The 26,631-nt window shown below is 36.9% G+C and carries 31 protein-coding genes; 5 read left to right on the top strand and 26 right to left on the bottom strand.

Annotation, left to right across the window (positions count from 1 at the left end; all coding sequences use genetic code 11):
- Nucleotides 1-116: 116 nt before the first annotated feature.
- From AC27E9_RS17085 to AC27E9_RS16990, 20 genes are all read right to left on the bottom strand, one after another.
- A complete protein-coding gene (locus tag AC27E9_RS17085) occupies nucleotides 117-764 on the bottom strand; it encodes an NAD(P)H-binding protein (RefSeq protein WP_487132265.1) in 648 nt (215 codons plus the stop codon).
- Between the two features lie 249 nt (nucleotides 765-1,013).
- A complete protein-coding gene (locus AC27E9_RS17080; protein WP_487132263.1) occupies nucleotides 1,014-2,156 on the bottom strand; it encodes a GGDEF domain-containing protein in 1,143 nt (380 codons plus the stop codon).
- A gap of 466 nt (nucleotides 2,157-2,622) precedes the next feature.
- Nucleotides 2,623-3,084: a hypothetical protein gene (locus AC27E9_RS17075; RefSeq protein ID WP_487132261.1), complete on the bottom strand. Its 462-nt coding sequence runs from the start codon at nucleotides 3,082-3,084 to the stop codon at nucleotides 2,623-2,625.
- A 111-nt stretch (nucleotides 3,085-3,195) separates the two neighbouring features.
- Nucleotides 3,196-3,630 carry a hypothetical protein gene (locus AC27E9_RS17070; protein ID WP_487132259.1) on the bottom strand — a complete coding sequence of 145 codons (435 nt, stop codon included), beginning with the start codon at nucleotides 3,628-3,630 and terminating at the stop codon, nucleotides 3,196-3,198.
- Nucleotides 3,631-3,750: 120 nt separating this feature from the next.
- Nucleotides 3,751-4,278, bottom strand: a complete 528-nt coding sequence (locus tag AC27E9_RS17065; protein ID WP_487132257.1) for a hypothetical protein — start codon at nucleotides 4,276-4,278, stop codon at nucleotides 3,751-3,753.
- Nucleotides 4,279-4,676: 398 nt separating this feature from the next.
- A complete protein-coding gene (locus AC27E9_RS17060; RefSeq protein ID WP_487132255.1) occupies nucleotides 4,677-5,321 on the bottom strand; it encodes an NAD(P)H-dependent oxidoreductase in 645 nt (214 codons plus the stop codon).
- 137 nt (nucleotides 5,322-5,458) lie between these two features.
- Entirely contained in the window at nucleotides 5,459-5,821 is a 363-nt protein-coding gene (locus AC27E9_RS17055) for a hypothetical protein (protein WP_487132253.1), read from the bottom strand.
- A 16-nt stretch (nucleotides 5,822-5,837) separates the two neighbouring features.
- A complete protein-coding gene (locus AC27E9_RS17050; RefSeq protein WP_487132251.1) occupies nucleotides 5,838-6,977 on the bottom strand; it encodes a heparin lyase I family protein in 1,140 nt (379 codons plus the stop codon).
- A gap of 149 nt (nucleotides 6,978-7,126) precedes the next feature.
- Nucleotides 7,127-7,312 carry a hypothetical protein gene (locus tag AC27E9_RS17045; protein WP_487132249.1) on the bottom strand — a complete coding sequence of 62 codons (186 nt, stop codon included), beginning with the start codon at nucleotides 7,310-7,312 and terminating at the stop codon, nucleotides 7,127-7,129.
- 135 nt (nucleotides 7,313-7,447) lie between these two features.
- Nucleotides 7,448-7,924, bottom strand: a complete 477-nt coding sequence (locus tag AC27E9_RS17040; RefSeq protein WP_487132247.1) for a nuclear transport factor 2 family protein — start codon at nucleotides 7,922-7,924, stop codon at nucleotides 7,448-7,450.
- A gap of 258 nt (nucleotides 7,925-8,182) precedes the next feature.
- A complete protein-coding gene (locus AC27E9_RS17035) occupies nucleotides 8,183-8,551 on the bottom strand; it encodes a hypothetical protein (protein ID WP_487132246.1) in 369 nt (122 codons plus the stop codon).
- A 356-nt stretch (nucleotides 8,552-8,907) separates the two neighbouring features.
- Nucleotides 8,908-9,186 carry a helix-hairpin-helix domain-containing protein gene (locus tag AC27E9_RS17030; RefSeq protein ID WP_487132244.1) on the bottom strand — a complete coding sequence of 93 codons (279 nt, stop codon included), beginning with the start codon at nucleotides 9,184-9,186 and terminating at the stop codon, nucleotides 8,908-8,910.
- Nucleotides 9,187-9,294: 108 nt separating this feature from the next.
- Nucleotides 9,295-9,834 carry a DUF7010 family protein gene (locus AC27E9_RS17025; RefSeq protein WP_487132242.1) on the bottom strand — a complete coding sequence of 180 codons (540 nt, stop codon included), beginning with the start codon at nucleotides 9,832-9,834 and terminating at the stop codon, nucleotides 9,295-9,297.
- Nucleotides 9,835-9,963: 129 nt separating this feature from the next.
- Nucleotides 9,964-10,407, bottom strand: a complete 444-nt coding sequence (locus AC27E9_RS17020; protein WP_487132241.1) for a hypothetical protein — start codon at nucleotides 10,405-10,407, stop codon at nucleotides 9,964-9,966.
- Between the two features lie 395 nt (nucleotides 10,408-10,802).
- Nucleotides 10,803-11,261 (bottom strand): nuclear transport factor 2-like protein, encoded by a 459-nt coding sequence (locus AC27E9_RS17015; RefSeq protein WP_487132240.1) that lies wholly within the window; start codon nucleotides 11,259-11,261, stop codon nucleotides 10,803-10,805.
- A gap of 123 nt (nucleotides 11,262-11,384) precedes the next feature.
- Entirely contained in the window at nucleotides 11,385-12,275 is an 891-nt protein-coding gene (locus AC27E9_RS17010; RefSeq protein ID WP_487132238.1) for a hypothetical protein, read from the bottom strand.
- Between the two features lie 267 nt (nucleotides 12,276-12,542).
- Nucleotides 12,543-12,824 (bottom strand): hypothetical protein, encoded by a 282-nt coding sequence (locus AC27E9_RS17005; RefSeq protein ID WP_487132237.1) that lies wholly within the window; start codon nucleotides 12,822-12,824, stop codon nucleotides 12,543-12,545.
- A gap of 198 nt (nucleotides 12,825-13,022) precedes the next feature.
- Nucleotides 13,023-13,643 (bottom strand): PEP-CTERM sorting domain-containing protein, encoded by a 621-nt coding sequence (locus tag AC27E9_RS17000; RefSeq protein WP_487132236.1) that lies wholly within the window; start codon nucleotides 13,641-13,643, stop codon nucleotides 13,023-13,025.
- 186 nt (nucleotides 13,644-13,829) lie between these two features.
- Complete coding sequence (locus tag AC27E9_RS16995) at nucleotides 13,830-14,402, bottom strand: YdeI/OmpD-associated family protein (protein WP_487132234.1); 573 nt, start codon at nucleotides 14,400-14,402, stop codon at nucleotides 13,830-13,832.
- A 557-nt stretch (nucleotides 14,403-14,959) separates the two neighbouring features.
- Entirely contained in the window at nucleotides 14,960-15,364 is a 405-nt protein-coding gene (locus tag AC27E9_RS16990) for a YybH family protein (protein WP_487132233.1), read from the bottom strand.
- A 108-nt stretch (nucleotides 15,365-15,472) separates the two neighbouring features.
- On the opposite strand from AC27E9_RS16990, the gene AC27E9_RS16985 reads away from it, so the two are divergent.
- The 4 genes from AC27E9_RS16985 (at nucleotide 15,473) to AC27E9_RS16970 (ending at nucleotide 18,914) form a co-directional block, all read left to right on the top strand.
- Nucleotides 15,473-16,411, top strand: coding sequence for a GlxA family transcriptional regulator (locus AC27E9_RS16985; protein WP_487132231.1), 939 nt, complete (start codon nucleotides 15,473-15,475; stop codon nucleotides 16,409-16,411).
- A 565-nt stretch (nucleotides 16,412-16,976) separates the two neighbouring features.
- Nucleotides 16,977-17,489, top strand: coding sequence for a MerR family transcriptional regulator (locus AC27E9_RS16980; protein ID WP_487132229.1), 513 nt, complete (start codon nucleotides 16,977-16,979; stop codon nucleotides 17,487-17,489).
- A gap of 407 nt (nucleotides 17,490-17,896) precedes the next feature.
- Nucleotides 17,897-18,361: a chemotaxis protein CheX gene (locus AC27E9_RS16975; RefSeq protein WP_487132227.1), complete on the top strand. Its 465-nt coding sequence runs from the start codon at nucleotides 17,897-17,899 to the stop codon at nucleotides 18,359-18,361.
- Nucleotides 18,362-18,494: 133 nt separating this feature from the next.
- Nucleotides 18,495-18,914 (top strand): secondary thiamine-phosphate synthase enzyme YjbQ, encoded by a 420-nt coding sequence (locus AC27E9_RS16970; RefSeq protein ID WP_487132226.1) that lies wholly within the window; start codon nucleotides 18,495-18,497, stop codon nucleotides 18,912-18,914.
- 49 nt (nucleotides 18,915-18,963) lie between these two features.
- Here AC27E9_RS16970 and alr read toward each other — a convergent pair whose 3' ends face one another.
- From alr to rpmE, 6 genes are all read right to left on the bottom strand, one after another.
- Nucleotides 18,964-20,040 carry an alanine racemase gene (gene alr, locus AC27E9_RS16965; protein ID WP_487132224.1) on the bottom strand — a complete coding sequence of 359 codons (1,077 nt, stop codon included), beginning with the start codon at nucleotides 20,038-20,040 and terminating at the stop codon, nucleotides 18,964-18,966.
- 6 nt (nucleotides 20,041-20,046) lie between these two features.
- Nucleotides 20,047-21,465, bottom strand: coding sequence for a replicative DNA helicase (gene dnaB / locus AC27E9_RS16960; RefSeq protein WP_487132222.1), 1,419 nt, complete (start codon nucleotides 21,463-21,465; stop codon nucleotides 20,047-20,049).
- Nucleotides 21,466-21,686: 221 nt separating this feature from the next.
- Complete coding sequence (locus AC27E9_RS16955; protein ID WP_487132220.1) at nucleotides 21,687-22,628, bottom strand: DUF4097 family beta strand repeat-containing protein; 942 nt, start codon at nucleotides 22,626-22,628, stop codon at nucleotides 21,687-21,689.
- Nucleotides 22,629-22,669: 41 nt separating this feature from the next.
- On the bottom strand, nucleotides 22,670-23,191 hold the full coding sequence (locus tag AC27E9_RS16950) for a hypothetical protein (RefSeq protein WP_487132218.1): 522 nt from the start codon (nucleotides 23,189-23,191) through the stop codon (nucleotides 22,670-22,672).
- A gap of 3 nt (nucleotides 23,192-23,194) precedes the next feature.
- Entirely contained in the window at nucleotides 23,195-23,752 is a 558-nt protein-coding gene (locus AC27E9_RS16945) for an RNA polymerase sigma factor (RefSeq protein WP_487132217.1), read from the bottom strand.
- A 162-nt stretch (nucleotides 23,753-23,914) separates the two neighbouring features.
- Nucleotides 23,915-24,127, bottom strand: coding sequence for a 50S ribosomal protein L31 (gene rpmE / locus AC27E9_RS16940; protein WP_487082278.1), 213 nt, complete (start codon nucleotides 24,125-24,127; stop codon nucleotides 23,915-23,917).
- A 246-nt stretch (nucleotides 24,128-24,373) separates the two neighbouring features.
- Between rpmE and priA the strand changes: the two genes are divergently transcribed.
- Entirely contained in the window at nucleotides 24,374-26,590 is a 2,217-nt protein-coding gene (priA, locus tag AC27E9_RS16935) for a primosomal protein N' (RefSeq protein WP_487132215.1), read from the top strand.
- The last annotated feature ends 41 nt before the right edge of the window (nucleotides 26,591-26,631 follow it).

The raw sequence follows: 26,631 nt of genomic DNA, 5'->3' as shown, positions 1-26,631 counted from the left end.
TGGCAACTAAAGTACTATTAAGGGGCAAATTGTAATTGGCTAAAATGTGAAGCGAAGCGGAACCAGCCAGCTGTTATTTACCCCGCTTGAACAGCTTGTTAGAGCTTTGTTTAACTTTACCTTTTACTAAAAAGTTCATCAAGCCGGTATATTTCCTTCCCTTTTCCAGGCGACAAGCTAACCGACACCATTTTCTTAGCAACATCTTCTCCTGATATTGGTCTGTACTGCTTAAGAAATGGCAATTTACATATAATGGGAAGTAACCAGTTTGCAATAGTCTCTCCTAACCGAAAAGACTCGCGCTCTCCTTTTAGAAGAGAGGGCTGTAATATAGTTATCTGTTTGAAAGGCAACGCTGAAACTTCAGTCTCTAATTCACCTTTCATTTTTAAATATGGGCTTTTACTTTTTTCATTAGCGGCACTAGAAGAAACCAAAATATAATGACTTACTTTATTTTCTGAAGCTAGCTTTGCTGCTTTGTACTGGTATTCGAAGTCAACTTTTCTTTGCTTTTGAAAAGTTCCGGCTTGTTTAACTGTTGACCCTAAGCATGAAAAAATCATATCTCCTCTAAAAACATTAATGTATTCCTCAATATTTTCAAAGTTGATAACTTCATTAACAATTTTTGGGGATGCGTACTCAACATGTCGCCTTGTAATAGTAACAACTTTTTCAATACTCGGCTCTTTCACTAATCTTTCGACAAGTTTTTTTCCTACTAAACCTGTCGCTCCCAAAACTATTGCTATCTTCATAAACTTACTTTTACGATACTCAAAATTCAAATTAGATGAATATGCTTAATTGATACTACAGAGCCCTAACTGCTTATTATGCAGACGTCTCAGTAATATGAATATAAAAATTAAAGAAGTACACCCGAACCTTTGAAAAAATCAAAAGTACACCATTAGTACGCGTTGTTGCCTTGAGGGTTTTGTATTTAGGTAAAATCAGTTCAATCCAGCAATTGAAATCATTAACGATACAAAAGCTCAGAAACGCTACATAGCACTTACATATACACAGTTTCTACCTTGGCTTTTAGCACTGTATAATGCTTTGTCTGCATCGGCTTGAATAAAATCAAACGTATCAACATCTGATAGTTGTTTACTGGCGATACCTACACTTAGCGTAATAGCGTTATCAAAAGCTGACGTTGCTTTGCAAGCAAGACTGAAAGACTCTCTTATACGATTTGCAATCGTAATTGCATAATCAGCATTGGCGTCGTGCAATAATATGCATGCCTCTTCTCCACCCCAACGAGCAACAATATCAGTTTCACGTAGTGTACTTCGTAATGTACCTGAAAATATTTCTAATACATCGTCCCCTATCGCATGGCCGTACTGATCATTTATACGTTTAAAATGATCAATATCTAACATCATCACGGTGACCAGCTGCTTATTGCGTTTCGAAATTGACAGTATTGGTTTAGCTTGAGCAAAGAAACCTCTACGATTTAGCAACTTTGTTAATGGATCATGATGGGCTGCAAAATCGAGCTTTTCAACCAATCTTCCCACACTTAGCAACATTAATAGTGGCGTACTAATAGTAATACCTAATAAAGCACCTAACCACGTTATGCCCGATACCCAACTCATTTGCGTACCCACAAAAGATAGATGTCCGAGCGAACCGTAAATAGTATAAATAATTGTAAAGCAAACTTCTGCTAACGCTACGACAGCGGCAATGTTGGCTGCCAACTTTTCTATTCGATTATTATGAGCGTATCGAAACAATATCCACGCATAGTGCTGACGAACTACAATCAACCAAATGCCGATAATAGCAATCCGATATTCTATTGCTGGCCATATCATGGTGAAAGTTAGAATAAGAACAACGACAGGAAAAATAAGCCAAGTTTTTTGCTGAATTGTTAATGGTCGTCCAACAAATTTATATGCTCCTATCAACCAGCAAGCATGTCCCAAGACCAAGCATAAATTATGGCTATTGGCTCTTATGGATAATGGCATTCCCTGTAGAAATAAGTGGGAGCCATAAGCGACAGATAATAATGCAAGACCAATTGCCCAATATTTCGAACCTTCAACGGCTCGACTCAACTGCGATAAAATTCCCAGGATAATAGCACCAACCAAAGACGCTAAAGATAAAGTTAACATTAGAGTTATGTCATGAAGCTGCAATAAAAGTCCTTTGGTTATGAATTATTTTGGAAGATTTCCATTATGTAGTAATAATCTGCACTTATCTAGCCAAGAATAATTACAAGAAAATAAGAAAGGAGGTGGATTGTTTCAAATGATATTTAGAATAAATTTATGCTCTTTTATAATTAGTATTGAAAAAAAATTTTACACATTTGGTCATGCTATGATTTCTTAGCAATATGAATTAACGAAGTACACCCGAACCTTTGAAAAAATCAAAAGTACACCACTAGTACACCTTGTTGCGTTAGAGGCTATATGTTTAGATAAAATCTGTCCAATCTAGCAGTCAGTTTAGTAAGTAAGGCCAAAAATAACGCTACAATAAGCAGCTAAGTAATAGTTGGCTAAAGTGTGAAGCGAAACCGAGCCAACTGTCGCGTATCCGTTTGATTGTCTTGTTAAGTGTGCGATGCAATTAATACTTTTTTGATACGCATACATTGAGCAATGCCGCATACCCTTTTTCCCGAGTGAAATCAGGTTTATCTACTTTTTTATTCACAACGACTCTAAATTTGTCGAAATCTACGAGGTTTTCGCAGATATAAGCTTCAGTAAGATTTCGATTGCACATATTGTTGTGATAACAAAATCCCCAAGCACTTAAGTGTGCCTGAATTGGAAAATAAATCGTTTGCAGGTGCCCCCATTCTTCCTTAGTAGCATCTTTCTTTTTTATCAGCTCATTAAATACTTCCTGAATCCTTTGTGCGGATTTCGATATTGATTCATTCTGCCCACTAACTATGAGTTGCAGCACCGCCTCTTTTTGTAAGCGCTCCTGTGCTCGGTCATGTAGAACAAACTCCCGCATGGCAAATGCAATCCCAATAGTAACTGCAAGAGCTTGGATCCAATCAGTAATTGAAGATTTCATTTTTCGAACACCTAACGCCCTAATAATGGGCAAAAATTTGTTGACTAAAATGTTGAGGAACGAAAACAATCAACTAGTTTTTGTCCTTATTAATTAGCTTGTTATAAATACTTAGCCACGTAATTGCGATGTTATAGAGTCTTGAATTGATTTGTCATATTCATTATCACTAACCAAATCAAGGCAAAGCTCCTTTGTGCAATAGGAAACAAATTTGATCTGCTTATTATCAGAGTTCTTTGCGGTTAATTCGTAAAGCGTATAAGACTTAAACTTGCTTTCATTTACCACAACATCAGTTGAACTTTCCTTAAAGTCAGCCACTAAATCTATATTATTTAGTCGGAAATTATAAAAGTACATACGCTGAGAAGAGTCTTTACAGGCGTATAAAATTGAAAAGTCTTGGGCAACTAAATCTGCCATTGCTTTACAACTTGAGTTTAAAACCAAAGAATCAGGAAGTATTTTCACAACAACCCCACTTTCTTCTTTGGCTGATAGATTAAAAGCTATGAACAATAATATTATGGTGAAAATTTTCATTGACCCTTCCTTGTATTTATAATGCCCTGTTAAGGGGCTGATAATGTTTGGCTAAAATGTGTAGCGTAGCGAAACTAGGCAAACTGTAAAAATTCCCACTTGAACAGCTTATTAGGCGGATTACCCACCGTACTTTATATTAGCCTCGAACGCTTCAACTTCTAGTGGAGCTTTATCGTATCCATATTTAGCAAGATCAGATAAGTGTTGTAAAGTTACGTCCTTAAAGTTTGACCTCTCTATTTGCAAGACATGAACGATTTCATGAGCTAACTTTGGTTTATCAAACTCTAAATCTTTTCTAACATATATTGAATAACCAAAAGCCTGCGCTTCGGTTGTAATATTATCTCCTATAAACCCTACGGCTTCGCCTAACACCTTTAAAGCAAAGTTATCGTGTGGAAAAGGCACTTCATCAACATAAACAATTCTAATTTTCTCTGGAGATTTAATACCAATATCTTTTGCTAACATTAGGCCTTCGCTATCTAAAGGAACACCCAATTCAAGCCCTTGTTCCTCGATTTCATAGCCCCATTCAATATATTGAGGTACTAATATTTTTGACGCAATGTCTTTGTGAAAAACCACTACCCCAATTAAGGAAATAATTAATATTACCAATACCGATTTTACTACTGCCATGTTTATATTCTCTCCATGTTTCGCCTAACAGCTTATTATGTAGACGTCTCAGTAATTCCCGTCCCATAAAATTCATTTAATTGACATTAATATCACATAATTTCAACGCATTAGAAACTAGAAAAGACTGAATAAAGTCCCAAAAGTGGAATTAGTGAAAATTCACAGTAAGATGAATTAAAGGAGTACACTCGAGTCTTTAAAAAAATCAAAAGTACACCATTAGTACACCTTGCTGCATTAGAAGCTATATGTTTAGATAAAGTCTGTCCAATCCAGCAGTCATTTTAGTAAGTAAGGCCAAAATGACTCCTCGTTATGAGGCAAATAATTGTTGGCTAAAATAAGCGACGCTGTAGTAAAATCCAACTGTTATTTGTCCGACTTGAAAACCCTTGTTAGGCATTTGACAGCACTAAACTATCAGCAATTACGTTTTTAGCTAAGTGCTCTTTATAACTTTTGAGTAACAACGTCCTTTCTTCTTCTGTTTTTCGTTGCACACCATGAGCGATAAAAGCAGGTAGTATTTCCCAACCGATGAATCCAAATATATCTTGATATAATCCATCGATTTTATTTTGGTAATATTCTAACTCCTCTTTAGAGTTAGCACCGCCTGTTGTAATTGAATACATGATTTTTTTAGGCTTCAGTATTGCATTGTTACCATAAGCAAAGCCGGAAGATAAAACACGATCTATCCAGCCTTTTAATATGCCAGGAAAAGACCACCACCATAAAGGAAATTGAAAAATTAGCAGATCGGATGAAGCCAACTTTTCTTGCTCTTGACTAATGCTATTTGCAAAAGAGTTACTTGAAAGCGCTAACCTTTGGGCTTTTGCCAATTGAAATATATCTTCAATTGGAAAATTAGTAGTATCATTTTTCCCCGCAACAGGATTGAAGTTTTGTTCATACAAGTCTGAAACTTCAAACTTGATGTTCTCTTTGTTCAAAACTTCTATTGCTGTTTTGTGTAACGCGAAATTAAAAGAACCTTGTTCTGGGTGTGCTACAACTAGGTGAACTTTCACCATATCTCCTTAGAATGCCTAACGCTGTTTTAAGCGGCAAATCACAGTTGGCTAAAATAAGTGAGGTACGAACAAAAAGCCAACTGCAATTTTTCCGTCTTGAAAGCCATTGTTAGTAAGCCTTTCGACGACCTAGAAATTTAATGTACGTAAACCATGCTTGCTGTTGGAAATGGCCCACCTGCCATTGACGGAGTACATGCACCATCTAACCAAAATGCAATTTTTTTATTATTCGCATGAGCCAGCATTATTGAAGCATAAAGTTCAGTAAAGTTTTCACGCTCAGTAGATATTGCTACTGCGGCTGCTTCATTTGAACCGCTGCAGTTTTCATTATCAATAAATTTAGTCGCAGTGTCTGCATATACGACTATTCTACTGGCGTCTATTTTATAATAATTTATATTGGATTTTCCCGAGTTATTTTGGGCAAGGCATGGTTGAATAAATGTCATAGCGAATAAAATGGCTACCAATGATTTACATTTTTTATTTATCATAATTATCTCTTTGTTTTTATTTAGATTTAACTTTATTGAAACCATCATCTTCAAGACCTTTCCAAAGTCTTAGTGGACCTAAGTATTTAGTCATATAGCGTTCTTCTTCTGTTATTATTTCATTATTCTTCATGCGCTCATGTCTGTATACCCCTGTACGAATTTCAGGAGAAGGTATAGGGAAGTCGAAGTTATTCGGATATTGATACATTGTAGGCCCATTGTAATCCCATTCAGGAAGTGAATTTTCAATACTTAGATTATCGTTACTTAAGGGGTCATGCTCAAAAAGCCAAATTCTAAAACGGCCATCTGATTCTTGTGAGTATTTAATTTGAACTACGAAATCATACCATTTCCCTATTTTTATACTCTTACTAGATATATGGGTATTGCCTGTAGGGACAGTCCAATTTGTTGGCTCTCCGTCGCGAGCAGTGAATTGGTAATGTAATTGACCATTAATTGGAGTGGTAATAATGCCTATTGCAGGCCCCCCAGTAGTTAATTGTTCATCAACTATTAAAGCAATATCATCGTTATTAAAACCTTTTTCAGCAAGTGTAGTTGTATTAGGTTGGTTTCTAAACTGAAATACTGTTGTCACCTTTGACTTGTCTAAATCGCTATAATATTCAGACCAGCCAAGCCATAAAGTTGAGCCTTCTTCGACGTTTAATTTCTGTAATGTAGTACGAATGTGCATTTCTGCTCGAGTCATTCCTAAATCTGCTGCACCAGTTTGACCAAAATCCGTATAAAACCGAACATTTTTACTATTCTGCTCTCTAGGAGCTATAGTTTCGTCTCCAAATTCTATTTCAACTCCAAAATCTTCATTATTTGGACCTTTAAATCCAGGGTCTGTAACACTATATGGTTGAACAAGAGGGACTGGCATTCCTTGCGTACCTGGATAACGATCACTAATTCCCCATATTTCAAATAAAGGACGGTTCCAATTCCGGGTTTCTTCACTTACGGTGCCGTTAACTTCTCCTGTCCATAAGAACTCTTTAATATTGTCTTTCTTTAAATCTTTAGCTTTAAGCATCATATAAGCTTCGATTGCAGTTGAATCTGACGCGTAACTTAGAGTAGAGCCTAAGCATAAAAAACCTGCGACTTGAATATATAACAAAAACCTAATTTTCATAAAAACTCTCTATTGGATGAAAAAGTTATAGACATGCTAACGCCCACATAAAAGGGCTTTTTAATAGTTTGCTGAAATTATGTATCGTAACCGAGCCAACTGTTAAAAATCACACTTGATTGGCTTGTAATAGGGTTAAATTATGTGATTTATTGGCTATCGTCACTCTTATTATGTTTAAATTTATTTATAGTGCCGTAGACAACTCCAAGCCCAGCTCCTGCGGATAAGCCTATGCCAACATCATCAAAAATAAACTGCCCAAAAACAAGACCAATCCCAGCTCCCATTGCTATAGCCAATCCCATATTATTGTTAACTTTATTTTCGCTCATATCATTGCAACCTTAAGTTATAATTACACAAATATCTAAAACCGTATACTGCCCGTATAAAGGGTAAATTGTTTGGCTAAAATGTGAATCAGAACGGAACCAGCCAACAGTTAAAAATACCGCTCGATTGCCTTGTTAATTTTCCTTTATAACGACTTTGTTCTTTGCGGTAAAAGTTTTATTGATAATACGCCATTCATTTTGGCGCTTATACATAACTAAATAATCGATGTAGTGTGTTTTTGGGGTATGAAAGTCAAGTTTTACCATAGCCATTTGATCGTCAACAATATCAACAGACAATATATTCGCTTCCCACTTATCTTTGGTCGCTTTTTTGAAATAACCAGCAAACTCTTTTAATGGAACTGTTCTGATGACTTCCTTTCCTGTTTCCTTGCTAAGGGTAATCATTTTCACATGACCAAACTCTTGATCAAAGGCTTTAGAAAGAAGCTTTTGATCTCCATTTGCAACTCCATTAAAGTAATTATAAGCGGTTTCAACAACTGCTTGATATTCCTTACCTGTCAAAGCTTCAGCATGACTAGGCAACGACAAATAAGAGGCAAACAACACAGCAGTCATTAAAAGTAATTTAATTTTATTCATCCTATTTATACTTCCCGAATAGATTAACGTTTAATTTTGGAGAGATACTATCTAATACGCAAATAGATAATAAGTAAACCATTGCAATTGTTCCAATTTATGAGTGAATAACCATCAGGTAAATTAATGTTATTTATAAAAGCACGCTAGGCTTAGGCTAGTAAACTAACGCCCATTTAAGATGGTTGGTCATTGTTTGCTATACTTTGAAACGAAGTGAAACTGAAGTGAACTTAAGCAGTCCAGCTGAACAATTTGTTAGGTTTTATTACCAAGCCAAAATAGTGCCTTTTCTTCACTACTAAACAACTTAATTTCGAGACCCTTTTTATGAGCTTCTTTACTCAGTAATTCATCAGTAGGCTGGCCAACATTTAGCAGTATAGCGACTGAAGCCCCCTTTAATTCATCTCTTGATGAGATATACTTTCCAAAAACTTCTTGCTCAATAGAACTCATTCCTTGTTTAATATTTCTAACATCAATTAACAGCCGAAACCTTTTAAAAATATTAAAGTCACGACATAGTTCATTAAGAACGAGTGAGCGTTTCTCTAAAGTCACAACACACTCGTGAGTAACTTTAATTACTTCAGAGCCTTCTAATATTTCAATTTTGTGACTCATAGTTAATTTCAACCCTAACAGTTTTTCATGTAGACGCACTCATAACCCTCGCCCCATAAAATTATTCAACTGACATTAATATCACACAATCTCAATGAATTAGAAACCAGAAAAGGTGAATGAAACCCAAAATGTGGAATTGGTGAAAATCCACATTAATATGAATATAAGAATTAAATTAGTGCGCCTTACTGCGCTAGAAGCTTTATGTTTAATTTAACCCCTGCAATCATATTAATAAATCAGCACTGGATAGCAATCATGTAAGGGGCAAAATTTAGTTAGCTAATCTGTGAAGTAAAGTGGAACAGAGCCAAACTTTAGCAGCTCAGCTTGAACAACTTATTAGCAAAACACTACCCCATGTAACGTTTTCTTTCTTTTGTGAAGTGCCACCACGGAAGTGAATCACCACCCTCCATATAAGATATTGCCGATAAGAAAACATCTATAATACAGTGATCTTGTTTGCATCCTAGTCTAGTACAATGTTGTTGATACAAGTCATATGCATTTTTGCCAATGAGCTGTTTTGGATGAGTTAAGCCAATTTTTTCTAAATCAGCCGATATAGCTTTACCAATATTTGGTAAATCTGTCATTTTTGAGGTTTTATCGCGGTCTGGTGATTTCATATTATATTGCTAACGCCCTACTAAGAAGTAAATTACGCTTGGCCAAGATGTGTAACGAAACGGAATTAAGTCGTACTTTAACAATTCAGCTTTGTTGCTTTGTTAATGCTATATAACTGCGCACTTGGCTGTTGAATTTTCTTTAAGAAGAAGCAAACAGGTCGCTAAATACAATGGAATTAGTGCAATAAATGTATATGCATATGAGAACTCACTCCCCCAAATAGCCATTACACACCCCATTAGAGGCATAGTTATACCTAAAAAATAGTAGGCTTTACTTTTATAAAGCCAACCAAAAGGAATAAAATGAGAGCCAAAAAGAATTGCTAAAGTAAAAGGAAACCAATTAGGTGTTAATTGCAGTACTAGAATAAGCACAGGCCAATATAAGAATTGAGCACAGGCGAGCACAGTACCTAAACTTGTTAATGGCGGCAGTTTAGCAAATGGGTTGACTCGAAATATTTTTGAGATAAAAAATGCAATTGGGAATGTACTTCCTGTAGCAATGATAGTTGTTATTAAAGCCTGCCTTTGTGGAAGTAAGTTAATAGCAATAGCACAAACGCACATTACAATTAATCCCGCAAAAGGGAAGCCAATTCCCTTTTTAGTAAAACGTATCAATTCATCTCTATTGTCCATAATTTTTCCTAAAATCGACTTATAACTCAAATGCCCCGTTAAGGGCTAAAACGAGCTTGCTTAAATTGTGTGGAGAAACGGAACCGAGCAACTGTTAGCATTGCCACTCAACGGCTTAGTTAGACATGTTCAACTCAAAATTTTAATTTGCTCAAGCGAGGCAACTCTAACGTGCGTTTGAAAGTAGTATTTTTTAGTAATTTTTCCCTTTGAAAAAAAGAAAATTTTCATACGCTTTGCCTCACCAGTTACTTCAATAGTTTTATCTATGAGGTATGACTCCGGAGATTCACCATACTTTTTTATAAACGCATTAATTAGCTTAGGATGAATTGCTACGGTAATATTTCTTCTATCTCGATAATCATTTTCAGTATTAAAATAGATAACACCTCTTTGATTACCTGAAGTTTTTATTGGAAATCGAAACGTACCTTTGACCCCTTCAGGTGCCTTATCTTCAGTTAAAGCAATCAAATTCATAATACTTGCCGTATCAGTATTTGAAGTAATTTTAGGTGTAGAACTACATCCGAATAAAGTGACGATGGATATTAAGACTAAATATTTCAATTTACTACTTCCTTGTTGGCACGCCTAACCGTTTATTATCGAGACGTCTCAGCAAAACCCATCTCATAAAATTCATTTAACTTGCATTAATATCACACAATTTCAACGTATTAGAAACTAGAAAAGAGAAAATTGAGTACAAAACACAGAATTAGTGGTATTTCACCGTAATACACAACATTTAACGAGCATTTTTATATTTAGTATTAACGCTTTAAGAAAGTAAACGACTATTTTTTAAGATCTTTATTAAGACTGCACAGTAACTATAGAAACAATAATGAAATTAGTACGTTCTAATAGCTAAAAGACAAAAGGCACTTCTTTAAAATGTCTTTTAGTAGTTTGAAGTTATAAGCGAAGCCACTGAAAGCTCCACTTAAATTCTTTGAGACTTACCAATATTCCCTAACGAGTGAGACTTTTCCGTCTTTAAAGCCAAACAAAGCGAACTTTACATGCCCTTTAGTCCAGCTTCCGTCCTCATTCAATGTACCGTAGGAATACTCAACTGCCGCATGATTTTTACCATAAATAATATTTAATATTTTGGCTCTGGCGTTTGGGCTACTTACATATGAACCCAACTCTAATTGATTAATAAACGCTTTACGCCATTTTGTTTTATCAAAATCAGCTTCATACTCTTGATGCTCGTATTTTACCTCTTCGTGTAATCCATCAAGAAAGTTATCTATTTCTTTTACAGTCGACCCTTTTATAAAAATTTGCACAATATTGCGCAGGTAATTTTCAGTTTGTATTTTTTTACACTCGTTATCGCAAGTAAGTTCTTTTGACAGAATGGGAAGCGACAACAGTAAAGTGATCAATAAAATAGTTAACTTTTGCACGAATACCTCCATTTACTTAGCCCTATTTTTCAAAGGCTTTCAATTAACTTTAAAAAGCTGCGTGAAACAAAATCAGCGAAACCATTAGTAGCTGGTTATTTTGCTTGCAGCTTTGTAAGTGTTTTATTGTTTCACTCTAAGATTCTCAATGACTTGCGCATCAACCCAATAGCTTTTGCCAACCCAATTACGAATCCCACTTTCGTTAACTTTCCATTCCCCTCTAGAGAAAAATAAATATTTTCCATCATGAGTCACGCGTGGTGAGCTTTCTTGTAGTACTGTGTTTATTATCGGCCCCATATTCATTGCAGGTAACCAAGAGCCATTTTTGTGCCTAAAGCTGATATAGATATCTGACTTACCTTGCCCATCTTCCCGTTCTACATCCCACATTAAGTAAGATTCATCTGGTGCAATATAAGGGTGAGCGATGTATTTTCCAGTATTTATATCCGCAGACATTTTTACTGGCATTTCATGTTTACCGTTAATTATGCGTGAATAAGCAAGGTTGCCATGGCCCTTATCTTGTTTTTTAAAAAATGGGAAATAATAGGTACCGTTAGCTGAAATCGATATGCCGTGCGCTTGTTCTTTTAAGAACTTCCCTTTGCTTTTTCGCGGCGACCATCCTGTATCTGTTCGTTCTCGATACTCCTTACCTAGGTACATTACCTTGCCGTCAGCAGAAAATTGCGGCCATCGAATATCCGTTTCAGTTTCTCTACCCCAACGGTTATTCTGATATTTAATAACAAAAAATGCGCGCTCTTTATATTTGCCGTTTTTCCGAGTGAAATAGAATGTTTTCATATCAGGGGAAAACGAACCGCCTTCGAACCTTCCATTTGGTGAGACTACTTTGGGATCAAATAGCTTTGGTATTAAACCCGGAGGCTTTTCACCAAAATAGTGATTATCTATAGCTGAAGAACTGTCTTTACTAAAACTATTACTACTTACGGTTAATGTAGAAACAAGTAAAAAAGTTGAAATGTAAATACGGCTCATAAAATCCCCTTAAATTTAAATCAACGAGTGAGTTCACTTCTCTGTGAAGTTACTTTCATTGATAAAATATTTGTTGCGAGCCACCTTAACAAAACAAGTTTTAATTACCTGACGTTACTATGATTTTTTGCTGATTTTTTTTATTGAAGAGGTAATTTTAGTGGCATTAACTACAAACAACGCCTGAAGGTGCGGAAAATAATAGCTACTCAAAATACTGAGGAATAAACATATTGTTTCGACAGTTCATTATTTTTAAATAAATTTTTATAACGACTTATTATCAATATCTTCATCAAGTGGCTCACCACTTTCACCTTCACTTTTCACTTTTTCTTGCTTTATTCTTTCCAGCTTTTTGATTTCTTGAGGTGGGATTGGAAATATGGATATTAATGGGAAAATAGCTAAAAAGATAAATGCCCCTTTTGGCATTTTCTTACTCCAACTTATCAACCAAATCATCCCTCGAAATATGAATAAAACAAACACTATGGCAATGAAGTAATAGAGAATACTTTTTAGTTCAATTACGCTTAATAAATCCATTTACCACCCTATCTCTTATATGAAATAAGTGGGGTAATTTTCAAGTAGAGGTAAATTAATACTTATGTGCATTATTAATTTGTTAGAGAGAATATCCTAAGCAGCTTTCTATTCTCTATTATGGTGAAGAAATAATTTAATCAAAAAAAGCACCAGCTATAAAGCTGATGCTTTTAAAGAATTTATAGCAAAATTAAATTAACGTTTACTCTTTAAACGACGAGAGGCAAACGCCATCAAACCTAAAGCGAATATAGCTAGTGTCGATGGTTCTGCAACATTAACAGACTGATTAACAACAATATTATCATAACCAACACGATTGTGGTTTCCCGTAGCATCAAAAACGGCATAACCTAAACCTTTAAAAGCATTCCCAAGATCTAATGTAGTAAAAATTAAGTGACTATATTGTGCAGACGTATAAGTAGTACTACTAATTAAATTACCTAATAAGTCAAACCCGCTAATTGTTAATGTTGCTGCTATATCAGAGCCATTAAGATAACCACTCGTAAAGTCGAAAGCATTTAAGTCGAATAAAGAATTATCAACTGCATTCATTCTCATAGAAGAAACTAACGGAGAATTAGACCAATCCATTAAATGAATAGTGCCGTTATCAACACTAGTATCATCTAAATTTGAAGCTGTACCTAGTGAATCTTCGCCAGTAAGATCATTAAAAACAAAGCCACCAGCACTAATTGGATTTACAAAATAGGAATCCTCCAAATTAGTATCAAAATTTATTATTGAAGCATCACTTATAGCTGAGAATAGTACAAAAACTGCGCCTAAAATTATCTTTTTACTCATATTGCTTAATCCTTAAAGTCAATTGTTACCATATTTTGCGTAATGTCCTAGCAAGAAAAGCACCAACAACCAAATAACAATCAAAAACAAACACTTAACTATCATCAACTCTATATTACAACCTTGTTCGTAAAATTTATCGACAAAATATAACTTGGAAACATTTTACTTACTAAATGATTCTGTTTAAGGTTTTTTTTCTTCAGCAAGCATGGTCATATATTTTTTAAACCTCCTTTGTCTAGTTTCAGGCTTTTTAGCACTTGTCAGCCCATATGCGATCGTAGAACGACTAGACTTATTAAGGGTTGTAAAGAATAGCTTCACCGTCGGCTTACTTTCCAATGCATTTAGAAAGTCTTGCGGTATTTCCATCTTACTAACAACATACGCTTTCTCCCAACGTCCATCAACTTTAGCCGCGCGAACATGCACTAGCCCCGCTTCCTTCATTCGACCTGCAGTTATCAATTGTTCAACATGCTCTGTATTCCTTTTGGACCAATTACTTAATGCTTTTCTTGGCGTAATACGTTGAAGATAAGCTTGCTCATTAAGTGATTTTTTAATTCCGTCGATCCAACCAAAGCATAACACTTCAATTACAACATCATCCCAAGTAACACTTTGAATGCCTGTGTTTTTCTTAAAAATTTTCACCCACAACTCTTGCTCAGTTGTGTGGTTACCACTGAGCCATTCTCGTAACTCTTTTGAATTGGTAAATGATCTTATTTTTAATGAATCCGGCTCAGGCATGAAATTCAACTCTCCATAGTATTAAAGTTTTTTACTCAAAAGGTAATAAGGCTAACTGAAGATAAAAGCGAAGCACACAGCTAATTGAAATATATTTCGCTTTACCAGCCAGTAATCATTATTTTCAAATTGAAAGAAAATAAGCCTGAACCGCAGCCTTATAAATTTAAGTGTCATACGGTCATACTCAACGATGTTACTGTCTTTTTCTTTAAGAGCAAAGCTAAGTAGTAATCTCCAAACGCCTTTATCATAGGCTTTCGTATTTTTTTGCTGGTAACCAGGAACCAACAACATTAGTGCCATAGAGTTCTGACATGTTTTAGTTGTTTCTGGATATTCTGCTATTCTTTTAGCCTAGTCAGGCCACTTTCTGTAATAATCAAGGTTATGCTGCAGACCAACGTAACGACCATTGTCTTTTAACAATGAAGCGAGTATATGTGATCACCAAGGACTACTTCATCAACAGAAGAGTTTTTGGAATAGCGTGAACCTAACTTCAACGATTCACACAATATAAAAAACGTTCCTCCTACTCCTTGAAAAATACAATATTACTGTGCCTGAAAGTCATCTTCCCTTAACTTTGCACTACCGTCACTTTGCAATACCCAAAGTTCATTAGTAATAACACCTGCCGCCTTATTCATTTTCCAGCCTGATGTTAATACTGCACTATTTTCATCAAGTACCTCTACGCTAGGTTCCACGTAATCAACATCACTAAAACCATCAGCAATTAATTGCTGCCAAAAACCTTGAATTACTTCTCTGCCTTTAAATTGCCCAAATGGTATAGCATTCATTACCGCGTCGGCTTCATATTGTTGTGCACAGCCAGCGTAATCACCGCTATTAAACGCCGCCTTCCACTTATTACTCGCTTCATTAACCGCTGTTAATACTTGTTTTTTTGCTTTTTCCGAAATTTGTTTTTGCTCTGATTGTTGATTAGTCATGTTGAACTCCTACTTGATCTATTAGCTTAATACTTGGTTATTGAGTGCTATTATGCAAAACTTGCACTAGCTAAACCTATGGCGTAACTGACATAAAAGAGTTTAAAAATGACAAAACCAATTAGTATAGCTCTGATAGATTACCCACAAGCACTGCAAAGTGCGGTACATGGCTTAACTGAGTTATTTACCATGGCAAACAAAATAGCCCATCAGCAACAGCTAAGTAGCACTTTTATCATTCACCTTATTAAGCCAGAGCAACTAATTAGTCAGTTTAATGCAATTACTAAGCAACATTTTGACCTTGTTATTCTGCCGCCAAATTCAAATGAAGAATATTTTCGTCAACCACCAGAAGAATTACTGTTATTTTTAATAGCATCTCATCAAGCTGGCGCCGTGACCTGTTCAGCATGTGCTAGTGCCTTTACCTTAGCGCATACTGGCTTGCTCGATAACCGCACCGCGACAACTCATTGGCAACTTGCTGAGCAATTTAATGCAACCTTTCCCAAGGTAAATTTAAATATAGAAAGTTTACTTATCAACGACGGCGATATTATTTGCGCCGGCGGGCTAATGTCGTGGCTTGATTTAGGACTAGAGCTAGTAGCACAATTTATGAAGCCGCACATTATGCGCAAATTGGGTAAGTTACTAATAGTTGATACCGGTAAGCGAGAACAACGTTATTATGGCAGTTTTACGCCATCGTTTAATCATGGCAACCAGGCAATACTTAACGTACAACACTACTTGCAAGCTAACTTTTCTCAACCAATAACCATTGCTACATTGGCGGAGATAGCAATATTAAGCGAACGAACCTTTTTGCGACATTTTACTAGTGCGACATCACACAAACCCATGCAATACTTGCAACGCCTTCGCGTACAAAAAGCCTGTGAGTTATTGGAAACCAGTAAACAAAGCTTCGAACAAATATCAGCGGTAGTAGGTTACGACGACGTAAACAGTTTCCGTAAAGTATTTATTAAAATCATTGGCCTAAGCCCAAGTGCGTTTAAGGCTAGGTTTGTCTGAATAATAGCAAACAACCTTGATTTTTAAAAAATATAAAGAACGTCAGAAACTACCATTTACATTAACGCTCTAAAGCTCCAAAAAATGTTCATTTAACATACATTGTTTCTTTTGGGAACAATTAGCATATAAATTAGCCATGCAGGCCATGAAACAAATAAAAAATCTCAAAACCACAATATTTTAATTCCACCTGATGTACATTTAGACTTTACTAAAGCGATAATTAGGGTAAACCATAATAATGCAATGAAAAGTAATGCGAACATATTAAAATCCGAAGCATTATTCCTCTTAACAAACCAAAAAGACTATTATTATGAAAAGGAGTTATGGCTAAGTTTTAGCTAATATCAACGACTGCTTTATCGCCAAATCATCACACATAACTTTATATTACAAAAGTATACTTTAGAATTTAAAACGTTAAATATTAAGATAAAATTAAGTCAACTATTTAGCTCCTCATTCAGTTAAAAGTATAAATTTTGCAATCCCTTATTGACCCGTCTATAAGTGTAGGGCTGATACTTCCTCCACTGGCATGATGAACGCAGGATATAACATGCAAACCGTTACCGAACTGGCAAAGCACTTTAATTTATCGCGTACGACTATTTTGTATTACGAACGCATTGGTTTATTAACACCAAAATTTCGTTCCGATAATGGTTATCGTTGGTATGGCGAAAACGAAGTGTCGAGATTAGCAAGCATTGTTGCTTATCGTGCATTTGGAATGTCACTTGCTGATATCACTCCATTGCTCAATCAAACCAGCGAGTCATCTCAACCTCAATTGTTAAAAGATCAATTTTATAAACTTGAGCAAGAGATAAATATACTGCGAAAACAGCAAGAAGCCATTGTTGTTACGCTAAAAGAACCGGGATTATTGGAGGAAAAAATGGTAACTAAACAACGTTGGGTAGAAATAATGCACGCATCAGGTTTTGATGATAATGATATGAAAACATGGCACAAAAACTTTGAAGCTATGGAACCCAAAGAACATCAAAAATTCTTAGAATCATTAGGCATTAACGCAGCAGAAATTAGCAAAATTAGAGCCATGTAAGTTAGGCAAGTAAGTTAGGCAAGTAAGTTAGGCAAGTAAAATCAATAACAAGGTTGGTATTCTATATAGTATTAGTACCGGCCTTTATTTCTTTATCTATGAACTACCACCTACCCTGTTAGTTAGCGAAAGTAGTTAATCACCAATAAGTATTAAAATATAAAACAGAGGTGAACGAGCAAATTATAGCAACTAACTTGTCTCTGATATTGTTAACTGATAGTTATATAAAGCAGATTAATACTGTTAATTTTCATGATAAAGCGATAAAAGGTAGCCTAACTTTCAAAAGATCAGTTACTATTAATAAAATCGCCGATAATAATTAATACTAGTAGATTTACATTTTACTCAGATACGTGCAAAATCGAATAACTAGTTAAAACCAAAAGGTTTTGGAAAACTTCATGAATGTAGAGTTTATTAACCCGTTTTTGTCTTCAATGCTTAATGTTATGTCAACCATGGCACAAATGGAGCTTACCCCTGAAAAACCCCGTTTAAAAAAGAATGAGGTAGCGCAAGGCGATGTTTCTGGTCTAATTGGCATGGTAAGTGAACAAACCAAAGGGTCATTATCTATTACATTTGAAGGTAAGCTTGCCTTAGCGACGATGAAAGGTATGGTGGGTGAAGGCCCTGACGAAATTAATGAAGAAATTACTGATTTAGTTGGCGAAATCACTAATATGGTTACCGGTGGTGCAAAACGTATGCTAAGCGAAAAAGGATTTGAATTTGATATGGCGACACCTATGGTCGTTTCAGGTAAAGATCATACTATTAATCATAAGGCCGACGGCCCAATTGTCATTATTCCACTTGCCTCAGAACACGGTAAAGCTTTTATTGAATTCAGCTTCGATAAATAAGTAAATAAATGTCTAAACTGGCCTCGTTATTACGGGGCTTTTTTATGTTCAGAGCTATTTAGGATAGTCTATCCTAAGGTATAAATAATCATCATTAGTGTTAAGAGCCTATTTTTCCGCCTAAGAGGTGTTTATGTGGCAGCAAGTTGAGTTAACTCTAAAACCTTATCGTCGTGGCTTTCATTTGGTCACAAATGAAATAGAACACACTCTCAACAAGCTCGATACTATTCATTGTGGTTTACTTCATATTTTTATTAAACACTCTTCAGCATCGTTGACCATTAATGAAAATGCCGACCCCACTGTTAGAGTTGATATGGAAAGTCATTTCAATCAATTTGTTCCTGAAAACGCATCATACTACCGTCATACCTATGAAGGACCTGACGATATGCCAGCTCATATTAAAGCCAGTACTTTAGGCACTAGTGTGAGCATTCCATTAACAAATGGAAAAATGAATTTAGGCATATGGCAAGGAATCTATTTAGGTGAACATAGAGATCATGCTGGTGAGCGAACTTTAGTGCTGACTTTACAAGGTGAATAATAATTCACACGTACTATTTTAGTTGCTGGTTAAAGCCTCTTCAAAACAACTAAGCAAGCTGAATATGAACTCTGCGGGTAATATTACATAAAAGTTCATAGGGAATGGTAGTCGCAAACTCAGCAACTTCTTCTACGGGTAAACCTTTACCCCATAAAGTCGCAATGTCTCCTATCTGCTCATGACTGTCACAACCTAAATCAACGGTAATCATATCCATGGACACGCGACCAATTAGCGGTACTCGGCGACCATTTACTAATACCGGCGTGCCGTTAGGTGCATGGCGAGGGTAACCATCACCGTACCCAATAGCAATCACACCTATAGTTGTCGATTTTTCGCTAACCCAAGCTCCACCATAACCAACGGCTTCACCAGCGGCAATATCACGCACGGCAATTAAGCTTGACTGCAAGGTCATAACAGGCGCAATACCGTTAACAGACACTCCAGAGGCAAGCGGCGAGACACCATACAACATTAAACCAGGTCGTACCCAGTCATAATGACTTTCTGGCCACGCGAGAACGCCAGCAGAGTTTGCTAAACTTTTTTCTAACGCCTTATCCGCAGTAAGCTCTTTAAATAATGCTAATTGCTTAGGTGTCGCTGGATTATCTTTTTCATCTGCGCAACCTAAATGGCTCATCAGCACGATAGCTTGTTGAACATTATTGGACTGACTTAGTGCATTGTAAAAGTCGGATAATTGCCCAGGATTAATACCTAAACGGTGCATTCCTGTGTCAATTTTTAACCAGACTTTTAACGGCTTTTTTACATCAGCATCAACAATAGAGGCAAGTTGCTCACTATTGTGAACGATCGTTTGCAGGTTATGAATAGCAAGAACATCAATATCTTCTTTAGCGAAAAAACCTTCCAATAACACTATTGGTTTAACTATGCCGGCAGCTCTAAGAGCAAGCGCTTCATCTATACGTGCAACACCAAAAGCATCAGCATCAGGCAATGCTTTGGCAATACGCTCTAAACCATGACCGTAGCCATTAGCTTTTAACACCGCTAACACCTTACTACTAGGTGATAAAGATTGTATTAAACGGAAATTATTTGTTAGCGCATTTAAATCAATTACTGCTGTGGCTGTGCGTAAAGTCATCTATAACTAATCTTCTTCAAGCACGTGTGGTCCCGCATAATTATCAAAACGAGAAAATTGCCCTTGGAATGTTAATGGTACACGGCCAATAGGCCCATTACGCTGCTTACCGATAATAATTTCCGCCATGCCTTTAAACTCAGAGTCATCGTGATAAACCTCATCACGATATATAAACATGATTAAATCGGCATCTTGCTCTATTGAACCTGACTCACGTAAATCAGAGTTAACCGGACGTTTATCGGCACGTTGTTCCAAACTACGGTTAAGCTGTGATAATGCTACTACAGGCACTTCCAATTCTTTTGCCAAAGCTTTAAGTGAACGTGATATTTCAGCAATTTCCAAAGTACGATTATCAGCAAATTGAGGTGCGCGCATTAATTGTAAGTAATCAATCATGATCAAGCTAATACCACCATGGTCTCGGGCAATACGGCGCGCTCTTGAACGCACTTCCGTTGGCGTTAAACCTGCGGCATCATCAATGTACATTTTGCCTTTTTCCATCAACAAGCCCATGGTTGACGATAATCGTGCCCAATCTTCGTCTTCAAGTTGGCCGGTACGAATTTTGGTTTGGTCAATGCGACCAAGCGAGGCAAGCATCCTCATCATAATTTGTTCTGAAGGCATCTCTAAACTAAAAATAAGTGCAGGTTTATCTTCAGTCATAGCGGCATGTTCTGCCAAGTTCATAGCAAAAGTGGTTTTACCCATAGATGGACGTGCTGCAACAATAATCAAATCAGATTTTTGTAAACCTGCGGTCATTTTATCTAAGTCTGTGTAACCACTAGAAACCCCTGTAACACCGCCTGTTGGTTCCGAACAAAGCTTTTCAATTCGATCGACAGTTTTCTCTAATACCGAGCTAATATTTTCAGGCCCTTCCGATTTATTCGCTCTTTGTTCAGCTATCGCGAAAACTTTAGTTTCGGCAAAGTCGAGCAAATCAGCACTGGTACGCCCTTGTGTGTCATAGCCTGCTTCGGCTATTTCATTAGCAACGCTGATCATTTCACGCGTAACCGCACGTTCACGTACTATATCAGCATAAGCGGTAATGTTAGCGGCACTTGGGGTGTTTTTCATCATCTCGGCAAGATAAACAAAACCACCAGCATCTTCTAACGTTTGCTCGTTTTCTAAGGCTTCAGATAATGTGATCAAATCTACTGGGTTACCCAGTTCAATTAAGGCACCGATAGTTTCAAAGGTAATACGGTGCGAACGACTGTAGAAGTCTTGTGCAACTACACGCTCACCAACCTTGTCCCAGGTTTCATTATCCAATAACAAACCACCAAGTACTGACTGCTCTGCTTCTAAGGAATGCGGCGGTACTTTCAATTCATCAATTTGTTTGTCTTTAGGAAATTGGTTGTTTTTACTAAACTTGGCTGGCTTTCGATCGGCCATATTACACCTTAAACTTGTGGCGAAAATTTAAAAAATTATTCGAAAATAAAGAGTGCTAATGTAGCAGAAATTAGCCTTAAGCAAAATGCTCATGCGAAAAGAAATATTAAGTGGAAAGGTTTATGAAGAGATAACGTAGTGTGCAGGTATTGGTTTACTAGGCTATTAAAAATGTTAAATGAGCGCTTACCGATATGGCGGCAAGCGCATCACTATTAAAGTTACTTAACCTCAATGCGCCCGCTAACTGTACTCGCTCGCACTGAGCTACTACCATTACCCGTTTCAAAAGCAAGTTTAGAACTTGGTCCGTATTTAGCTCGCTTAGCTTTTGCTGACGTTAAACGGTTAACTATGTCACCACCGGCGTTAGCCTTTAAATTAAAACTCGCTTGTACGTCATTTTTAAAGTTAACGTGCAAATCTCCACTAACACTCGACATTTTCAGCAAGCCATTGTCATTTAGAGATAACTCACTTTCAAATTCGCCACTAACGGTAGAAACAATAAGTTCATCAATGTCTGCCAGTTGTAATTCAATATCACCAGATACCGAGTTTGCAGATATCTCGTTAGCACTTGAGCGTGAACTTAAGCTACCACTAACGGTTTTAAAACGTGCTCTCCCTGATGAATTACGGTCTTCAATATCCCCACTAACAGACGATAGGCGTAATTTTCCAGATAAGTTTTTGCTATCAATATTGCCACTTACGGTCGCTAACTCAACCTGTTCGTGTAAGTTTTTAGCCGTTACATCGCCGCTCACGGTTTGTATTTCAGCACCGTTAGTAAAATTATCTATATCAATATTTGATGACACCCCTTTAAAGCTAACTCGCACTTGTTTTGGTAATTCAATAACCAAATTAGAACCATCAGCTCCCCAACCATTATGGTTATTATGAGGAATTTCAACTTTGATAATTATTCGTGAACCCGACTTTTCAAATGTAAGACCTTCGGCTTTGTCATCTAGTTCACCAACAACCGATACGGTGTCGCCGCTATTACCAGTAACTTTTACTTCGCCCCGTAAATTCTCAATAGTAACGCTTTTCACATCACCTAACGACATTGACTCATCAACACGCTCACCAGCCATTGTTGGCATTGCACTTGTAAGTAATAGTAGTGGTAAATAATTACGTAAGTTTCCCATATAAACCTCTTTTTTCGTATTTAATAACAACTAAATAACGACTATATTGTTTGCCACTGTGGACTATATAATTGCTTTAGTAAATCTAACTCTTGCTTCTGTGTCCAGCGTAATAAGTTTAATAAATCACTATTATTTGGATCATCAACAAGAGCTTTGCTAATTGTTTTTTGCGCCGAGCTTAGTTTAGTTAATTCGGCCTGCATGGCATCAGAAAGCTGTTTAACATCTGGCGTACCAAAACTCACTAACATAGTACGCTTTTGTTGTTCAAAATCTTGCTGCATTTGAGCAACTAAATTAAATGGTTGCTCGGTATTTTTATCTTGTGGTGCCAATGTTACCCATGTAAGTAATACCGCTGCAACTACCGAAGCTGCCCAAGCGCTAGGTGTAAAAACTTTTGCACTTTGATTTTTACTTTCCGTTTGAGCTTGTTGATTAATGGCTTTTTCAATACCTGACCACAAATCACGCTCAGGTGTCATTTCATTTGGCAACTCTGCAACAGCATCTCGTAAGTACTGCTCTGATTTCTGCTCTTTCGTCATCGTTTGTTTCATATTTTACTCGCTTAACGATTCACGTAATAAACTTTTTGCCCGATGATATTGCGATTTACTCGAACCAACCGCCATACCTAACATTTTCGCAATTTCTTCGTGGCGATAGCCTTCAATGGCAAACAATACAAACACTTGCCTTGCTCGCTCTGGTAACGTTTGGATTTTCTGATCCAAATTCGATAATTCAGGCATTTCTATCGCAACATCTTCTACTATTTGCTCTTCAATACTAAAAATGCGCTGTATCCAGGTTTTATTCTTACGAATGTGTCCTAAAACAATATTGGTGGCAACGCTATGGAGCCAAGTAGAGAATTTACTCTCACCACGAAAGTTATTTATTTTTTGCCACAATTGTACAAACACTTCCTGACAAACATCTTCTGCACTGTCTTTGTCAGCCATCATTCGCCAGCACAGCGCATAAATTCGGCGGTGATAGTTTTCATACAAATGATAAAATGCCTGTTGGTTGCCTTGTTGAGCTTGCGCTATCCATTGTGACTCAACATCTGGGCTAAAACGTTCATGGGCATCAATAATTTTTAACTTATCCAAAAAGTAAATTCTCGATGTTTTGCTTAATTATTAGGTTAGATGCAGTATGCCGCAAAAGGGTTTAAAGAAAAGTAAAAATAAATTAATTTTTTGAGATATGAAAACTACAGACATAAAAAAAGCGCCAGTTGGCGCTTTTTTCCGTTTGATAAACTAGCAGAATTACTTCTTGCTAAGAGCACCAAAACGTTTGTTGAATTTATCAACACGACCACCAGTCTCAGCAGCTTTTTGCTTACCAGTGTAGAATGGGTGACATTCAGAACATACGTCTAAGTGTAAGTCTTTACCTACAGTTGAACGAGTTTTGATAACGTGACCACAAGAACAAGTTGCGTTGAACTCAACGTAATTAGGATGAATACCGTCTTTCATGGGAACCTCTGTTAAGGCCGTATCGCCACTTGATCAGTCATTATTGCTGCCAAGCACCATACGAGTTAAAAATAATGGAGGCGAATATTATAGGATCACAACCAGCATGGCAATAAATATCGCTAAAAAAATAAACAATTACGGGTTTTATGAAATAAATAATCGTTTCAAACAATTTTCTCGCTTGGCATCAGTTAATTTAACAGTAAAATAAGGCAACACTTACTTTCTATATGACAATTATTTGTGGCAGTAAATCCTCCCGATAAGTACCTACAAGTCGCTATTCCTGTACCAATGCGCCAATTATTTACTTATAAGTTGCCAGAAAAATTAAATACCCCATCAGTACAGTTGGGTGAACGCGTCATAGTTCCGTTTGGATCACGGCAAGTTGTCGCCATAGTATTGGCAATTGACGAGGAAAGTGAATATGAAGCCGAAAAGTTAAAAGCTGTTTTAAGTCGTGTAAATGATAATTATAGTTTCTCCGCAGAGCTACTTTCTTTCTTACAGCGCTGTGCGGATTATTACCATCACCCGATTGGAGATGTTTTTCAGCAAGCATTGCCCGTACTGTTACGACAAATAAAACAACCCGATGTTGAGTTACCGCAAATTTGGCTGGCAAATGAATTTGTCAGTGATAATGATTACAAGGCAATAGAAAAACGAGCCCCTAAGCAAGCTGAATTACTGAAGTTACTCAAGCAGCATCAAGGCATGACTTGGTCGGAACTACTAACTTTAGGTTTTAATAAAGCGCAATTAAATGCCCTAGAAAAAAAGCAGTACATATATGCGAAAACACGCGATGTTAAAGTTTTTGCTTGGCAAGAAAGTGCATTACAACAAGAAAACCGCCTAGCACTCTCCCCCGAGCAAGCAGTAATAGTGTCGACGATCAAAGAAATGCAACAGCAATTTTCTTGTCACCTAATTGATGGTATTACCGGCAGTGGTAAAACCGAAGTCTATTTACAGGCCATGGAACAAATATTGGCGGCCAATAAACAAGTATTGGTGCTTGTACCAGAAATAGGTTTAACACCACAAACACTTTCGCGATTTGAACAACGTTTTAATGTGCCTATCTGCCTACATCACTCAGGACTTAACGATAAAGAACGACTCCAAACTTGGCTTGAAGCCCAGCGCGGCTCGGCAGCAATTGTTATTGGCACACGTTCAGCTATTTTTACCCCACTGCATGACCTGGGCTTAATTATTGTTGATGAAGAGCACGATGCATCATTTAAACAGCAAGATAGTTTTCGCTATCACGGCCGTGATATTGCTATTTTACGTGCTAGACAATTAAACATTCCGATTATTTTAGGCAGTGCTACCCCAAGTTTTGAGACATTACAAAATGCACTTAGCGGTCGTTACCATTATCATCAACTTAAAAAGCGTGCTGGTAATGCCTCAACAGCAAAAATTAGCTTAATTGATGTCGCCCAGCAGCAAATGGAACATGGCCTTTCTGGTACTTTAAAACAAGCAATCAAGAATACTTTAGTACGTGGTGAGCAAGCCTTAGTATTCCTCAACCGCCGCGGCTATGCTCCAGCAATAAACTGTCAAGAATGTCATTGGATTGCCGATTGCCAACGTTGTGATAAACCTTATACCTTGCATCAAGGACAAAGGTTATTGATCTGCCACCATTGCGGCAGTCAAAAGCGTATTCCGCCACAATGCCCAAGCTGTGGCAGCGTTAGAATAAAGCCAATGGGACAAGGTACTGAGCAATTAGAAGAAAAAATTAGCGCACTATTTCCAGAATACAGCGCTGTGCGCATTGATCGCGACAGCACTCGTAAAAAAGGTGAATTGGCCAAGTTATTACAACAAGTTAATGATAAAGAGCATCAACTGTTAATTGGCACACAAATGCTAGCAAAAGGGCATCATTTTCCTGATGTTACCTTAGTGGCAATACTCGATGTTGATGGAGCCTTATTTAGTTATGATTTTAGAGCTGCAGAGCATATGGCGCAACTTCTAGTGCAAGTGTCTGGTCGAGCAGGTCGAGCGAGTAAACCAGGAAAAGTCATGGTGCAAAGTAGCTTTCCCGACCACCCGTTACTACAAGACTTAATTAATAATGGTTACCAGCACTTTGCCAAACAGGCATTAACGGAGCGAAAACAAGCACTATTGCCACCTTTTAGTTTTCAGGCCTTGTTTCGTGCCGAAGCGAATTACCCATCTTACCCTGAGAAATTCTTACGTGCACTTTCCGAGGTAAATTACGATGGTTGCCAATTTGCAGGACCTGTACCTGCGGCAATGGAAAAGAAAGCCGGTAAGTTTCGCTATCATTTAATATTGCAGGCAAAATCAAGAAAACAATTACACCAAGCAATATTTCATCTCATTCACCACCATGCGAATAATGAATGGCAATCAAAAGTGCGTTGGACTGTTGATATCGACCCTATGGATTTAAGTTGGTAAATAAAAACACTGATAAGCATTTACAATATATAGCTGACAAA

The sequence above is a fragment of the Colwellia meonggei genome (genome assembly GCF_057537295.1).
This window is presented reverse-complemented; position numbering and strand designations above follow the sequence as displayed.